This is a genomic window from Nostoc sp. UHCC 0870, from assembly GCF_022063185.1.
Classification (GTDB): domain Bacteria; phylum Cyanobacteriota; class Cyanobacteriia; order Cyanobacteriales; family Nostocaceae; genus Trichormus.
The window spans coordinates 2,366,197-2,380,996 of the sequence record NZ_CP091913.1 but is presented as its reverse complement, the minus strand read 5'-3'; the positions used below and the strand labels follow the sequence as shown (position 1 = coordinate 2,380,996).

Annotated in this window: 15 protein-coding genes; 7 read left to right on the top strand and 8 right to left on the bottom strand. The window is 41.1% G+C overall.

The window, feature by feature from the left end:
• Positions 1–49: 49 nt before the first annotated feature.
• On the bottom strand, positions 50–583 hold the full coding sequence (locus tag L6494_RS10360; protein ID WP_237989127.1) for an HARBI1 family protein: 534 nt from the start codon (positions 581–583) through the stop codon (positions 50–52).
• 19 nt (positions 584–602) lie between these two features.
• Positions 603–974 (bottom strand): helix-turn-helix domain-containing protein, encoded by a 372-nt coding sequence (locus tag L6494_RS10355; RefSeq protein ID WP_237989128.1) that lies wholly within the window; start codon positions 972–974, stop codon positions 603–605.
• 155 nt (positions 975–1,129) lie between these two features.
• Between L6494_RS10355 and L6494_RS10350 the strand changes: the two genes are divergently transcribed.
• The 4 genes from L6494_RS10350 (at position 1,130) to L6494_RS10335 (ending at position 5,756) form a co-directional block, all read left to right on the top strand.
• On the top strand, positions 1,130–3,664 hold the full coding sequence (locus tag L6494_RS10350) for a tetratricopeptide repeat protein (protein ID WP_237994493.1): 2,535 nt from the start codon (positions 1,130–1,132) through the stop codon (positions 3,662–3,664).
• Positions 3,665–4,609: 945 nt separating this feature from the next.
• Positions 4,610–4,891: a hypothetical protein gene (locus L6494_RS10345; RefSeq protein WP_237994491.1), complete on the top strand. Its 282-nt coding sequence runs from the start codon at positions 4,610–4,612 to the stop codon at positions 4,889–4,891.
• Complete coding sequence (locus L6494_RS10340) at positions 4,888–5,307, top strand: type II toxin-antitoxin system VapC family toxin (protein ID WP_237994489.1); 420 nt, start codon at positions 4,888–4,890, stop codon at positions 5,305–5,307. Before L6494_RS10345 ends, L6494_RS10340 begins: the two co-directional genes overlap by 4 nt.
• Before the next feature lie 20 nt (positions 5,308–5,327).
• Positions 5,328–5,756, top strand: a complete 429-nt coding sequence (locus L6494_RS10335) for a hypothetical protein (protein WP_237994487.1) — start codon at positions 5,328–5,330, stop codon at positions 5,754–5,756.
• A 136-nt stretch (positions 5,757–5,892) separates the two neighbouring features.
• Here the strand turns inward: L6494_RS10335 and L6494_RS10330 are convergent, their stop codons facing one another.
• The 5 genes from L6494_RS10330 to L6494_RS10310 form a co-directional block, all read right to left on the bottom strand.
• Positions 5,893–7,095: an LL-diaminopimelate aminotransferase gene (locus tag L6494_RS10330; protein WP_237994485.1), complete on the bottom strand. Its 1,203-nt coding sequence runs from the start codon at positions 7,093–7,095 to the stop codon at positions 5,893–5,895.
• 89 nt (positions 7,096–7,184) lie between these two features.
• Positions 7,185–7,520, bottom strand: a complete 336-nt coding sequence (locus L6494_RS10325; protein WP_237994482.1) for a thioredoxin family protein — start codon at positions 7,518–7,520, stop codon at positions 7,185–7,187.
• 267 nt (positions 7,521–7,787) lie between these two features.
• On the bottom strand, positions 7,788–8,567 hold the full coding sequence (locus L6494_RS10320; RefSeq protein WP_237994480.1) for a PspA/IM30 family protein: 780 nt from the start codon (positions 8,565–8,567) through the stop codon (positions 7,788–7,790).
• A gap of 172 nt (positions 8,568–8,739) precedes the next feature.
• On the bottom strand, positions 8,740–9,405 hold the full coding sequence (locus L6494_RS10315; protein WP_237994478.1) for a PspA/IM30 family protein: 666 nt from the start codon (positions 9,403–9,405) through the stop codon (positions 8,740–8,742).
• Between the two features lie 235 nt (positions 9,406–9,640).
• Entirely contained in the window at positions 9,641–10,855 is a 1,215-nt protein-coding gene (locus L6494_RS10310) for a hypothetical protein (protein ID WP_237994476.1), read from the bottom strand.
• A gap of 123 nt (positions 10,856–10,978) precedes the next feature.
• Here L6494_RS10310 and L6494_RS10305 point away from each other — a divergent pair, with 123 nt between their 5' ends.
• Complete coding sequence (locus L6494_RS10305; RefSeq protein WP_237994474.1) at positions 10,979–11,536, top strand: DUF721 domain-containing protein; 558 nt, start codon at positions 10,979–10,981, stop codon at positions 11,534–11,536.
• Positions 11,537–11,889: 353 nt separating this feature from the next.
• Positions 11,890–12,210, top strand: coding sequence for a hypothetical protein (locus L6494_RS10300; RefSeq protein ID WP_237994472.1), 321 nt, complete (start codon positions 11,890–11,892; stop codon positions 12,208–12,210).
• A 266-nt stretch (positions 12,211–12,476) separates the two neighbouring features.
• On the opposite strand, the gene menB is transcribed toward L6494_RS10300, so the two are convergent.
• On the bottom strand, positions 12,477–13,310 hold the full coding sequence (gene menB / locus L6494_RS10295; RefSeq protein WP_237994470.1) for a 1,4-dihydroxy-2-naphthoyl-CoA synthase: 834 nt from the start codon (positions 13,308–13,310) through the stop codon (positions 12,477–12,479).
• 178 nt (positions 13,311–13,488) lie between these two features.
• Here menB and L6494_RS10290 point away from each other — a divergent pair, with 178 nt between their 5' ends.
• Complete coding sequence (locus L6494_RS10290) at positions 13,489–14,730, top strand: HhoA/HhoB/HtrA family serine endopeptidase (RefSeq protein WP_237994468.1); 1,242 nt, start codon at positions 13,489–13,491, stop codon at positions 14,728–14,730.
• Positions 14,731–14,800 lie beyond the last annotated feature (70 nt).

The window sequence follows — 14,800 nt, the reverse complement described above, 5'->3', positions numbered from 1 at the left end:
TATTTGCTGTTGATAATTAGGCAAAAATATCTAGTTATATGCGATAATTTTAACCTGATGATATAGCTGATATTTCTAATGGTAATATTAGCCCTCGAATCCGTAACCTTACTAGCCCACAAATCGTCAAAATTACTTGCTTATATTTGCGGGTATTTAACCTAAATCTCTCTTGGACAACTCGAAAGATTTTGACTGACCGTATTCGATGTTCAACAAAGATTCGTTTAGATGAAAATATTTTGTTCTGTTCTTTCTGTTCAGTTGTTAGTTCTTGATTTCTTGGTTTCTTAATTGGAGTTGTAATTAAATCTTCTCCAAGATATGCCTTATCTCCTTTAAATCTTTGTTTGGCATCAAACTCTGAACGATATTCTCGGAACAAAGTTATATCGCTTTTTGGACCAGGTTCACCTGCCACAACATCAACGATATCACTAGCATCAGGTAAAATAATCATTTGAGTTTTAAATGTATGATTACTCTTCTTACCTGAAAAATATTTCTTTTGTTCATCATTGTCTCTAGGTCTTTCTCTGACTTGTTCATAGCTATCTACTATTAATTCATATTCTGTGAGCATTTCTTTTACTACTTCATAGTCAGAAGCGTTTTTTTTTTACTTGTTCAAGCAAACTTGATGGCAGTAATTCTCGCAAGTTAGGCAACCAATAGTTAAACGTATCGTTGGCTGTAGACTCACTTACTTCAAACTGAATACCTAGAAGTTGAAAGGTTGTCAGATGTCGGAGATACACTAAAGTTAAAATGATTTGTTCAGAAATAGATAATTTTGGTTTCCGACCTCCTCCACCAGCAATAATTCTCACTTTCTTAGATTCCAGTAAAGCTTTTTTTTCATGATATAATCTTTCCCCATTTATGATTAATTGTTGTAACTGTTCATATTCCAGACCTATTAACCTTTGGGTTTGTTTAGGATTCTCTTCAATGTAATTCAGTATATTGCTCATGCTTCTGTGTCAAAATAACGCTTTAATGTTCTTTTATCACAGAATAATACTATTTTGGAGATGTCTATGGTTTACCTGATGAAAGTGCCTATGGTTTTATTGGGCGAGATTATGAGATTCAATGCTTAGAGAGAGCATGTTGGCAAAATCATGTAGTGTTAGTCCAGGGAATGGGCGGCGTTGGTAAGACTGAGTTAGCCGCAGGTTTTGCCCGGTGGTTATATGATACCCAAGAACGCACAGGCGGAATTTTCTTCACCTCCTTTGAACAGGGTGCGGGGTTAATTCAGGTAATTAACCAAATTGGCAAGGCGTTGGGTGGAGATAAATTTTCCCAATTGATGACAGAACAACAAGAGGCGGTAGTGCGGCAATATCTGCAAACCAATCCTTGTTTATTGATTTGGGATAACTTTGAACCCGTGAACGGTTTCCCCACGGGGAATGAACCATTGGTGAGTGAAGAAGAAAGAAACAACCTGAAACGGTTTCTCAAAGAATTGCGGGGTGGGAAATCTTGGGTATTAATTACCAGTCGCCGCGAAGAACCTTGGCTTGATTGTGGATATAGGTTAATTAATGTGGGCGGTTTATCGTCAGCCGATGCGGAAGAATTGGCGGCGAAGATTTTGCAAACCGTGGGTGTGGAGAGAAAGAACCTACCAAAAGAATATTTGGAGTTATTGAAATTGCTGGGTGGACATCCCTTGTCTTTGCGGGTGGTATTACCACATTTGAAAAACCAGACACCAACTAAGTTAATTGAAGCGTTGCGGCGTGGTTTAGATACTTTTCAGGGTGTAGAGGAGGAGGGTAGGGATAAGTCGTTAACGGTGTCTTTGGATTATTCTTTTGCGAGGTTGTCGGAGAAAACGCGGCGACATTTACCGTTTTTAGCCTTGTTTTCGGAACGGGTTTATGCTCATTGGTTTAGTATATTCTTAGCAAATCCAGATAGTGATTTTGGAAAGTTATACAGAGATGTTTTTGGTGAAAATGTTCAACCTAGCTATTGGCAATTGATTCTTGAAGAATCAACAGAAGTAGGTATATTGGAACATCTCGGTTCAAAAATTTATACAATTCATCCGACATTACCTTGGTATCTACGCGAACGCCTAAATGAACAAAGCACTCAAGCAGACATTTTGGAACTTGAAAAAAATTTACTGATTTTTTATACAGCATTGGCAGAACACTATGATGAACAGCTAATTAGCAATGCTGAAAGTGCGAGTCTCATGTTGCGAATAGAAGAACCGAATTTTTTGCACAACCTACGCTTTGCTGAACAACAACAAGATTGGCGTAATGCTCAGTCAATTTTGACAGTATTAGGAGAAGTATATAAGCGATGGAGTCGTAAACAGCAGTTTAACTACCTGCGGCAGAGGATATGTAAGCAGATTGGTACAAACTTGAAACAGGTAAAGGAAAAAGGTAACGCAGCCTTCGATATGTGGATGTATTTGCGTAATAGCGAAGCTAATGAAGCTTTGGCTATTCATGATTTGGAAAAAGCAAGAGCAATATATCAAGAGATTTTAGATGAATTGATAGGATTAAAAATTTCTTCCGTAAATGATGGCATCGCAACTTTAAATAATAATTTAGCGGGTGTAGCTGTGGAGCAGGGTGATTTAAACAAAGCTATTGTTGCTTACGAAATAGCCTTGAATATTCGTAAAAACTCTGGAGAATCTTATAAAGCAGCTAGTATTTATCTAAACTTGAGTAGAATTTACCAAATACAAAGGCAATTCCAAAAAGCGACAAATTATTCACAACAAGCTTTAAGAATATACAAAGACGCTCAAGACTTATACAAGTCAGGAGAGGCATACTACCAATTAGGTGAAATAGCACTAAAGCAGCGACAATATAAAGAAGCTATTAATTTTTCTAAAACAGCTCTAAATATTTACAAAAATTATGGAGGTTTAGATAAAGTTGCGGCTGCATATCATCAACTGGGAAGTGTCAAATATCTACAAGGGCAATTTGCAGAAGCCAGCAATTATTACAAAGAAGCTTTAAAAATTTACGAAGATACTGAAGATTGGTATAACTCAGCCGATGAGTATTTACAATTGGGTCAGGTCGCTGAAATACAACAGAACTATGATGAAGCCTTTGCCTATTATACAAAAGCATTAAGAATTTTTGAAAATGTCAAAAACACAGATAAAGCTGCTACTGTCTATCATCAGTTAGCTATTTTGGCACAGCGTCAAAATATTTTTAATGAAGCAATTCGTTATTGCCAAGCAGCTTTGAAAATTAGAGAAGATAATCAAGATTGGTATAAAGCAGCAGATGGCTATTATTTGTTGGGAATGATAGCACAGAGACAAGAAAACCTTCATGTTGCATTTAATTATTACAAGAAAGCACTTGAAATTTTTCAGGAATTTCAAGATTGGTATAAAATTTCATTAGCATTGATGAGCTTGGGCAATGTTTTAGAAGCACAATCAAGTTCAAATGAAGCAGTAAAAAGTTATCTGCAAGCCTTAGTTATAGATTTACAGCATGATCAGGAATGGTTTGATTTGCTCATTAACTATTTAGGAGGATTGCTCAAGCACATAGGAGAAAGCGAGTTTCAAGCCATTTGGCGTGAGGTGACGGGTGAAGAGTGCGTGGGTGAGGTGCGTGAGGCAATTTGGCAAGCGCGAGATAGTTCGTAGTAAGGACTTCAGTCCTTAATATTTGACAGTTAACAGATTTGAAAGCCTTTTGTTATCAGGCTTGATGTTCTAATCTCTCTGATTACAGTTATAAGTTTTTTTTTAAGTGTTGGTTGCGAACATATAAGCATTTGCCACAAATATTGTAATGTTTTGAACTAACATCGTGATGTTTTGAACTAACATTGCGATGTTTTGAACTAACATTGTGATGTTTTGAATTAACATTGCGATGTTGTGAATTAACATTGTGATGTTTTGAACCAACGTTGTGATGTTTTGACCGTGAGTTTTCACGTTATGTGTAAAAGTTAACGTGAAACCTAACCCCCTAACCCTTTAACCCCCTTCCCTACTAGGGAACTACCGTGTACACACAAGTCTTAAAATCCCAGTCACCACTTGCTTTATAGCTAGGGTGTTGACTTTGTTGGTTTTTAGTAAATATGTACCATGTACTTTGTATTTCGTTAAAAGCCCAGTCATTACAAGGTTTCAGCCATAGTGGAGATGTGCAAAAAACTGCATGAACCACACCCCAAAAAAGCCACAGAGTCAACAGCCTACTTTATAGCCCTTCAATGTCATTCTGAGTGGAGCGGAGCGGAAGGAAGAATCTCGGACTTGCACCGTAGTCTCTAGATGTTTCATTTCGCTATCGCTACATTCAACATGACAGTTGAGAATTTTCTCAAAGTTTTGAAATGTATGTGGGTAGAACTTGTGTGTACACCGTAGCTACTAGGGAAGGGGGAATATGTAGAGACGTTTCATGAAACGTCTCTACATTGGTAGGGGAGAAGTACCCTGCGGGAAGCAAGCTATGGAGAGGGGTTTTCCAGATTCACTAAACCAAGGTCATAATTTTAGTAATAGGTAAGCACATACACATCAGCCTGTTTGCAGCCATATTGTTCTATTCTAAAAATAAAAAGGAGTAGCAGTATGCAAGCCTACAAAGTGAACGCCACAATTGATGAATCAGGCAATTTGATTATTGACGAGCCTTTAAATATTGCTCCTGGCGAAGTGGAAGTTATTATTTTGCAAATTCCATCTGAAGTAACTTCTACAGAAGTTTCTAGCCAACCACAACCAAACAAGCCAAAACGGAAATCTAAAGTGAAAGCATTTGCAGGTTTATTTGAAAATGCTCCTCCTGTCTCACCTGACTTTGATGCTGATGCAGCCAGATGGGAAGCATTAAAGGAGAAGCATAACCTGTGAGAGTTCTGTTAGATACTAATGTAATTCTTGATGATGCTCTTGAACGAGAGCCTTTCCTAGCAGCCAGCGAACAAGTTTTGGTAATGGTTGAGGAAGGAGCAATTGAAGGTTATGTTTCTGCCTCAAGTTTCAGTGATTTATATTACATAATCCGCCGCCCAAGGGGTCGAGAGTGGCCTGCTACTTATTTAAAACAGTTAGCTAATTTTTGCCGTATTGCTAATGTAGATAGCAATACAATTAACATGGCGTTAAATATTAACTTTAAAGACTTTGAAGACGCTATTCAAGACAGCACGGCGGCGATAAATCAATTAGATGCTATTATTACTCGTAATCCTGGAGATTTTCCTGTATCCACTCCTCGGATTCTTACGCCTGAGCAATTAATTCAAGAATTAACGAATACACCTTAAAATATTGCAATCAAGAATATATGTCTACTCAATTATCTCCTACTGAAATTCAACAATTGCAACAAATCCTCCAAGACGAACTAGAACGGAAAGCACTAACAACTTTAGAACATCATAATGGTGATTTAGAAGCTAGTTTTGATGAACTATGGCAAGAGAAATTTGGCAGAAAAGATTACGGTAAAAACAAGTCGCTGTTACAGTTAACCCTGAATGAAATCCGCGCTGAAATATGTGGTGATGATGGTTTACAAGGCAAGATTAAAGAGTACACTAAAAACCCCGGTAGTGCTTCTTTGCTCAACAGTATTATTGGCTCATTGGTAGCTGTAGCTGCTGTGAATGGTATACCTCTTGATGCTGCGATCGCTACAATTGTTGTGTTATATATTCTGAAAATTGGTGTAAATGTTTTCTGCAAATATACAGAACAAGATAATAATTCGTAATTCGTAATTCGTAATTCGTAATTCGTAATTCGTAATTCGTAATTTGTAATTTAAATTTTCAATTGTTCAAGTTCCTGGTGAATTTCTCAAAGTATTATCTAAATGGGTGCGCTCCCCTACACCCTTACACACCTAACTAGAGAAACTTAGCCATTCTCTCCACGGCGGTTTCTAACAAAGCTGGTTCATGGACTAAGGCAAAACGAACGTATCCTTCGCCAGATTTGCCGAAGCCAGCGCCAGGGGAAGCAGCTACACCAGTTTGTTTCACTAACTCGGTACAAAACTCTACAGATTTTTGATTCCAAGGTGATGGTAATTGCGCCCAAATGTACATTGTGGCTTTGGGGGTGGGAACATACCAACCTATCTGGTGTAAGGCATTCACAAAAGCATCACGACGTTGACGGAATCTATTCACAGCCGTTTGCACTCCGGCTTGGGGGCCTGTGAGAGCTGCGATCGCTCCATTTAAAATTCCGCGATACTGATTAAAATCAACTGCTGCTTTGACTTGCCGTAAAGCCTGAATTAATTGGGCATTCCCAATGGCGTAACCAATACGGAAACCGCCCATATTATAAGACTTAGAAAGGGTGAAAAACTCTATAGAAACGCTTTTATCTGGATCAGCCTGCAAAATCGAAGGCACAAGGGCTTTTTCCCAGTCCCCAGTCCCCAGTCCCCAGTCCCCATTACCCTCAAATACCAAATCCACATAGGGAAAATCGTGAACTAAGGCGATATTATGCTGCTGACAAAAGGCGACGGCTTCTTTAAAGAAAGATAAGGGTGCGATCGCGGCTGTGGGATTATGAGGATAGCTCAATACCATCATCCGCGACTGGGCTAAAACATTAGCGGGAATATCGCTCAACACAGGCAAAAAATCATTTTCTGCCTTCAAGGGCATAGGGTAAATTTGCCCACTAGCTAAATAGACTCCGCCCATATGGGAAGGGTAGCCTGGATCAAGCAGTAAGGCAAAATCCCCAGGATTAAGCAAAGCCAATGGTAAATGGGCTGTACCTTCCTGAGAACCGATTAAAGGTAGTACCTCAGTTTCAGGATCAACTTTGATCCCAAACTTTTGTTCATACCAATTAGCAGCCGCTTGCCGAAACCCCCGTGTACCGTTAAACAGCAAGTAGCCGTGGGTACTAGGGTCATAGAGAGATTGGGCGATCGCTTCAATCACATGGGCTTCGGCTGGCAAATCAGAAGACCCCAGGGACAAATCAATTAACTCTTTCCCTGCGGCGAGAGCCAAGGACTTGGCTCTATCCATATCAGCAAATACATTAGATTGCAGGGGTTGTAAACGTTGGGCAAATTGCATATTAGTGATTAGTCAATGGTCATCAGTCAATAGTCATTAGTCAATGGTCAACCGTCGTTACTATAGACTAAAGACTATTGACTAGGGGACTAATTATTATTTAAGTGCTTATCCAAGAGATCGATTAATTTATCTTTGCCGATCGCCCCTTCAGCAGATACTAAGAGTTTCTCGCCTTGAACCAGTCGGAGGGCTGGGACACCTTCTACTTGGTATTGTTTCACGGTGACAGGATTAGGATCTATTTCTAGTTTGACAACTTTCAGGCGATCGCTATAAGTTTTAGCAACAAAATTCATCAGTGGCGACATCAGTTGACAAGGCCCACACCAGGAAGCCCAAAAGTAAACTAATACAGGTTGCTCGGCTTGCAACACTTCAGTTTCAAACTCAGCATCGCTGATGGTGATTACACCCTTACTCATTGCAGTCTCCATTAGTTGGCATCGATCAAAGTTGGCACACAAATTACTCTATCCCAAAGTTGTCAACACTCCATAGTCTATATTGCATAGATATTTTCTGATGTTAACGATTGGGGACAGGTGACAGGGGACAGGGGACAGGGGACAGGGGACAGGGGACAGGGGACAGGTGATAGGGAAGAAGCAGGGGAGGAGAACAGAAATATTAATAACAAAATCCCACAACCAAGAGGCGTGGGATTAAGTATACTTATGATTTTGCAAGTATTACATTTGATCCAATTGCTTGCGTAGGGCTTCCAAGTCACTGTCAATCACATCATTGGATTTAGGTGCTGTGGATTGTTGTTCTTGTTGGGGAGGTAGTTGGGCTTGGTTGACTGGGGTTGCAGGTGCTAAAGATGCCTTCATTGCTGCTAATTCATCATCAACGTCGCTACCGGCTTCTAATTGTGCAAATTGGGTTTCTAAGTCTGCACTTGCAAGTTCGGCGGATGATTGGGCGCGAGCTTCTTGCATTAAGACTTTTTCTTCCATCCGCTCAAAAGCTGACATGGCACTGCTGGTATTCATACCGCTTACCATGTTTTGGAGTTGTTCTTGGGCTTTAGCGGTGGTAATCCGGGCTTTGAGCATTTCTTTCTTGGTTTTGGCTTCAGAAATTTTGCTTTCTAGCTGGATTAAGTTGCGTTTGAGGGTTTCTACTTGAGTGCTTTGTTGATCTAGGCTACTTTTTAGGGCTGTACTAGTTTCGGTATAAGTTTTTTTACGTTCTAGGGCTTGTCTTGCTAGGTTCTCGTCACCTTTTTGCAGTGCTAGTTGAGCATTGCGTTGCCACTTATTAATTTCGTTTTGAGCGTCATTATACTGTTTCTCTGAGCGTTTTTGAGCCGCGATCGTTTGGGCTACTCCTTGGCGTAACTGTACTAAGTCTTCCTGCATTTCCAGGATGGCTTGTTCCAGCATTTTTTCTGGATCTTCGGCTTTATTGACTAAATCGTTGAGGTTAGCACTGACGACGCGCTTAATCCGATCAAATAATCCCATAACTTTGTTTTTCCTTGTGAAGTTTACGCGCTGGGTTAGGTGGTTAGCTTTTTTACTATTTAATAACTTCCATTTTTAATGTAATCTTTCCGGTTTGGTTCGGTACATCCCGACACCTATATAATTGCTAAGATATCTCCTAGATTTGAAGATTGCCCAATTTTTTAGATTCTTAACTTGGGGGCAATTGCTGGGATTTCATCGCGGCTAGTTCGCTATCAACGTCTTTAGTGGCTTCTAAAGAGGCGAATCTTTTTTCTAAGTCATCGCCACCGAGTTGAGAAATGGCCTCTGATTGAGCTTCTATTTGTAAAACTTTTTCTTCCATACGCTCAAAAGCACTCAAGCTACTGGTTGCAGACGCTGTACTCAGCATATCTTGCAGTTTATAGGATGCCTCCGCCGCACGAGCGCGGGCAATATACATATCTTTTTTCGTTTTGGCTTCAGAAATTTTTAATTCTAGTGTCCGCATATCCTGCTTGAGTCTAGCTACTAAATCATTTTGCTGCTGTATTTGGTTAGTTAGGGCTGTGGCCGTTTCTAGGTAGGCGTGGCGTTTAGTTAAAGCTTCTCTCGCTAGGGGTTCATTACCTTGATTGAGAGCCAATTGGGCGCGACGATACCATTCTTCTGCTGTTGATTGGGCAGATGCAGCTTGGCGTTCAGTGCGTTTTTGGGTGGCGATCGCTTGGGCTACTCCCTGTCGCAACAACACTAAATTTTCCTGCATTTCCATGACAGTTTGCTCCAGAATTTTTTCTGGATCTTCGGTACTACCCAAGAAACTATTCAGATTAGCGTTTATCACTCGCACGATACGCTTGATCAATTCCATGTCGGCTCTCCATTCAGACCCTTTTGGGGAATTCAAAATTCAAAATACTCTTCTCCTGTCGGCGACGCTACGCGAATGGGAACGCCTTGGCGCAGCCTCTGTCTACGACACGCTCCGGGAACGGAGAGAAGGGCGAACAAAATTCAAAAAACTAATTTTGAATTGAGCGTAGCGATGGTTAAGACACAGGCAATTTTCTCTATGTCTTACCCATCCTATCGCAAATTATCACTGCTCATGGCTGCTGTACTCTGGCTTTAATTCCCTTGGCTTGTAGCTGTTTTAGCCTTTGTTGCGCTTCTTCTTTGCTATTGAGTGCGCCTAAGTAAATTAATTTATTACCACTCGATAAGTAAGCATCAGGAACTACTTTTCGTGCAGCCGCCAAAGAACTTGCTTCTTGATTGTCGGTCACTATGTAGTATCGTCCATCTGCTGCGGGTTTGATTTCTGTGTTGGCTGTGTTTGCTGTGGGTTGAGGTAGGGGTTGTAAGGGTGTTGGGGATATATCCAAAGGTGGTAAAGGCTGTACCTGAGTTAAAGGAGGAATAACCGGTGTGGGGATGGCAAGGGGGTTTAATGGTGCTATGGGTGCTGGTTGAACTTTAGGTTGCAAGCCAACTACATCATTGGGATCTCTGACTTGGGGAAATTCTTGGGCGGCTAGGTTGGGATATTTGGGTATGAGTGTGAGTTCTGGCTGGGCTTGGGGCTGGGTGTTCGTACCAACTGCTTCGGGAGTTTCGGCACTGGGAGATGAGTTACTGTTGAATAATTTACTCAGATTCAATTGGGGTAAACTTTTCGGGTTAAATACGACGTAGCCCAATGTCAGACTTGCTAATAGTAACAGCAGCATAGAACCTATACCCAAGGGTGATAGCAGACTCTCACTAGAATTGCTTGGCTGGTTGTCGGCTGGTGACTGTTCATCCGTTAAACTACGTAGCAATGCTTCACTAGATTCTAGATAGTCATCTGGCTGGGTAGGAGTGTCATTAGCTAAAAGCTTGTCATTTTGATTCGTCTCGGTACTGGCTGGAACTATGCTACTAGAAACCTTGGGTGGAGGTAGAGGAATTTGGGTGTTGGATTCGGTGTGAGTAGACACCGATGTATGTTCTGGTATTTCTATCTTGGTAGTAGTTAGTGCTGCTTGTTCTGGTGGGGTTTCAGGAATAGGGGTTGTATAGTTTCTAATTTCTACTGTTGGTGGCTGAGTATTGCCCACTGTGGTAGTTTTTGGAGTCATATCTTGAGGCGGACTGCTGACATAACTATGCACTGAGGGCTGGCTAGTTGCCCTTATTCCCATACGTGAGCGGCGGTAACGGGCTAATTCTTGGTCTAACTGTACTTCTAAACTCCCTAGTGCTGCTGCTAATGCTGGCTTCAAACTAGGTGTTTTAGGCGATCGCGTACCGGAATCCATCAGGGGATTTTGACTCATTGCCTCATGCCTCCAACGTGGGCTGCTGGATTAACTTTAGATAACTTTGTGCCAATCGTAACGAAAATTGTTGATTAGTATAGATCCTAGAACTAATCTTTATTTTTGCTACTCTTTGACAAGATGTCCTTGAAACCAATTAATGATATTTTAGGCGTTCTGGAACAGCAAGCTAAATGGCGGGAAGACCCATTCCAGCTTCTACTCCAGTCCTGGGCAGAAGTTGTTGGTAGTGCGGCTGCTAAACATTCTCGCCCATTATCAATGCAGCGTGATGTGTTGCGCGTAGCAACTTCTAGCGCGGCTTGGGCGCAAAATTTGACATTTAGCCGTCAGACATTACTTGTAAAGTTAAATGCAAAGTTGTCTATGTCTTTGGCAGATATTCGCTTTTCTACTGCTGGCTGGCAAAAGTCCCCAGAGCGATCGCAGTCACAACCTAGCTTCTCACCCCGTGAACATCCTAGTTATTTGGGTGACATCAATAATTATTCAACTATTAGTAATAATACTGAGCAAAATGCCAATCAAGCTTTTGCGTCTTGGTCTAGGATCAGGCAGGCGCGATCGCAAGGCTTACCCCTCTGTCCTCAATGTCAATCTCCCACACCACCCGGTGAACTTCAGCGTTGGGGTGTATGTGCCTTATGTAGTGTTAAACAGTCATCAACCAATATTTGAGTGCTTGAGTCAAAAAACACTTTTAGTATTTAAATTTACTTGTATATAATATAAATATGGTAGTAACTAGCTCAAAAGGTACATTTTACACATTACTTGAAAATTTGTACAACATTTAAAACTTTGTTTTTACCGTTGATCCCCAATCAGTTATAGGCAATAATTTATATGCAAACACTACAACAAACATTGAAAAATATAACACAAATCTAAAAACAATCTAAAGTTTATTTTAGCGTAAAAAGGCTATGACCTAGATATAATCACGTGTTATGGGTTCATTACGTATTTATATGTAGAAGGAAAATAAGAGGACAGAAATTAGCCCTAGACGGCGTTAAAGATGAACCCAAATGAAACCTATTAATTATTTGACATCTGCCTGTCGATATTGCCGCCACTACAAGCCAGAAGGCCGTCGTGGTGGAAATTGCCAACAGTTGGGCGCACCAGTCCAAGCTAGTTGGAAGGCTTGTTCTTTAGCACTACCACCTTTTGCCCCTTCTTGGGAAACTTTGGAAGATGCTTGGAGCTTACCGGATGCCACACCAATTTTAAATAAATCTGATTGTCAAATATCAACTTTAGATTTAGATAATGATACTTTTGTTTCTGCTGAGGAAAAGACTGCCGCCACTTCTGAACAAACAAAAGTTGAGACAGTATTTATCTAACCAACCTTAATAGTACCTGACTCTATGTGCAGTCGGTGTTGAATTAAAATTTGATTTTTAAATTTTTAGTGCTGTCAAGTTCACCATTTAGAAAATCGCACCTCTAGGCAAGGTGCGATTTTTTAGTTTCAGGAATGCCTAAAATTAAATTATCCAATTTTGAGAACGCAGGGGATAATCATAGTTTTATTCCTATATTTCCTCTATTTTCTTTGTTCCCTCCTGCTTCTTTTGCTTATGCAGCGATGTGTTTTATCGGAATTGGCTTAAGGTAGCCAAGGAAAACTGCGGAAATTCGGCGGGCGTTTTTCTAGAAAAGCTTGCTTACCTTCAGAGCCTTCTTCGGTCATGTAATATAACAAGGTGGCATTCCCAGCCAGTTCTTGCAAACCAGCTTGTCCATCACAATCGGCGTTAAATGCAGCTTTTAAACAACGAATAGCAATCGGACTTTTTTCTAAAATTTCTTCCGCCCATTTAATTCCTTCTGTTTCTAATTCATCGACTGGGACAACAGAATTTACCAAACCCATATCTAAAGCTTGTTGGGCATCATATTGACGACAAAGAAACCAAATCTCTCGTGCTTTTTTTTGTCCAACTATCCGGGCCATATAACTAGCACCAAAGCCTCCATCAAAGCTACCAACTTTCGGGCCAGTCTGACCGAAAATTGCATTATCTGCGGCAATAGTTAAGTCACAAATTAAGTGAAGAACGTGTCCACCCCCGATCGCATATCCAGCGACAAGGGCAATCACGACTTTCGGCATGGAACGTATCAGGCGTTGTAAATCCAGCACATTCAAGCGGGGAACGCCAGCATCATCTACATAACCTGCTTGTCCTCGCACACTTTGGTCGCCACCTGAACAGAAGGCATATTTGCCATCAGTATGAGGTCCCGCACCCGTAAATAAAACTACGCCAATAGTAGTATCTTCGCGGGCATCGCAGAAAGCATCATAGAGTTCAAAGACAGTTTTCGGTCGAAAAGCATTACGTTTATGGGGACGGTTGATGGTGATTTTAGCGATACCGTCGGTTTTGTGATATAGGATATCTTCATAGGCTTTCACAGGTTGCCAGTTGATTTGCATGGGTAATGAAGTCCGCTCTGGTGCTTGAGAATTTTATCGCGGACGTAGGGTGTTGCGATCGCTAACGAAAAACTTCTATTATTAATATTGGCTTCATAACGCCGCAATACCAGCGCAACATAACTGTAATAAAGCATAGCTACATTAGTAATACATATTGATATTGTTTAAGATAGCCATGCAAAACCAAGTACAAGACGATTCTCACCCATTAAATAATAAACGTCATAATTACGCACCTTGGAAAAAAACAGCCGCTTCTCTATCATTAGTGTTTTTGGGTTCGGGGATGACTTTAGCGGGTGGTTATATAGCTGGAAACCATCAGCAGTTAACCAAGAGTGCATCTAACTTAGCGGTGAGTCGAGTTGATGCAGCACCACCTTTACCCACTTTGACAGGTGCTAACTTTGTGACTCAGGTAGTGCAGACAGTGGGGCCGGCTGTGGTAAGAATTGAAGCGTCTCGCACTGTGAGAACTTCCTTACCTGAACAATTTAACAACCCATTTTTCCGCGAGTTCTTTGGTTCTCAACTACCACAACGCCAAGAGAGAGTACAACGGGGTACTGGTTCTGGCTTTATCATTAGTGCAGACGGTAGTATTCTCACCAACGCTCACGTAGTTAATGGTGCTGATACAGTGAGAGTCATACTCAAAGATGGGCGTAGCTTTCAAGGTAAGGTTTTAGGCAAAGACGAATTAACGGATGTAGCGGTAATCAAAATTCAGGCTGAGAATTTACCAACAGTAAAATTGGGTAACTCTGACCAACTACAACCAGGAGAATGGGCGATCGCGATCGGTAATCCTTTAGGTTTAGATAATACAGTAACTACAGGTATCATCAGCGCAACTGGACGCTCTAGTAATCAAATTGGCGCACCCGATAAGCGCGTAGAATATATTCAAACTGACGCAGCCATTAACCCCGGTAACTCTGGCGGTCCATTACTCAATGCGCGTGGTGAGGTGATTGGGATGAACACAGCCATCATCCAAGGCGCACAAGGACTAGGTTTTGCTATCCCGATTAAAACAGTACAACGAATTTCTAACCAATTAATCGCTACAGGTAAAGTACAACACCCTTACTTGGGTATTCAAATGGTCGGGTTAACACCGCAAATCAGGGAAAATATCAACTCTGACCCTAACAGTGGTTTGACTATCGATGAAGATAAAGGTGTCTTAATTGTCAGAGTTATGCCAAATTCACCAGCTGCTCAAGCCGGAATACGAGCAGGTGATGTCATACAATCACTGAATGGTCAATCAGTCACCGATGCTAGTAGTGTTCAAAGAGCGGTAGAAAATACACAAGTCGGCGGACAGTTGCAATTAGCATTAAAACGTAAAGGGCAAAATGTCAACATAGCTATCAGACCGGGTGCTTTCCCCACTCAGAAAGTGCAGTAATACCGTTTCTTAATGAAGATGCGCTTTATTCTGGACTGTAGAGACGTTGTATGCAACGTCTCTACATCAT

Bases quoted from the DNA above. Each gene is read 5' to 3' on its own strand.
- L6494_RS10360 (WP_237989127.1), bottom strand. From the start codon at position 583: ATGCTCACAGAATATGAATTAATAGTAGATAGCTATGAACAAGTCAGA.
- L6494_RS10355 (WP_237989128.1), bottom strand. From the start codon at position 974: ATGAGCAATATACTGAATTACATTGAAGAGAATCCTAAACAAACCCAA.
- L6494_RS10345 (WP_237994491.1), top strand. From the start codon at position 4,610: ATGCAAGCCTACAAAGTGAACGCCACAATTGATGAATCAGGCAATTTG.
- L6494_RS10335 (WP_237994487.1), top strand. From the start codon at position 5,328: ATGTCTACTCAATTATCTCCTACTGAAATTCAACAATTGCAACAAATC.
- L6494_RS10330 (WP_237994485.1), bottom strand. From the start codon at position 7,095: ATGCAATTTGCCCAACGTTTACAACCCCTGCAATCTAATGTATTTGCT.
- L6494_RS10325 (WP_237994482.1), bottom strand. From the start codon at position 7,520: ATGAGTAAGGGTGTAATCACCATCAGCGATGCTGAGTTTGAAACTGAA.
- L6494_RS10320 (WP_237994480.1), bottom strand. From the start codon at position 8,567: ATGGGATTATTTGATCGGATTAAGCGCGTCGTCAGTGCTAACCTCAAC.
- L6494_RS10315 (WP_237994478.1), bottom strand. From the start codon at position 9,405: ATGGAATTGATCAAGCGTATCGTGCGAGTGATAAACGCTAATCTGAAT.
- L6494_RS10310 (WP_237994476.1), bottom strand. From the start codon at position 10,855: ATGAGTCAAAATCCCCTGATGGATTCCGGTACGCGATCGCCTAAAACA.
- L6494_RS10305 (WP_237994474.1), top strand. From the start codon at position 10,979: ATGTCCTTGAAACCAATTAATGATATTTTAGGCGTTCTGGAACAGCAA.
- L6494_RS10300 (WP_237994472.1), top strand. From the start codon at position 11,890: ATGAAACCTATTAATTATTTGACATCTGCCTGTCGATATTGCCGCCAC.
- menB (WP_237994470.1), bottom strand. From the start codon at position 13,310: ATGCAAATCAACTGGCAACCTGTGAAAGCCTATGAAGATATCCTATAT.
- L6494_RS10290 (WP_237994468.1), top strand. From the start codon at position 13,489: ATGCAAAACCAAGTACAAGACGATTCTCACCCATTAAATAATAAACGT.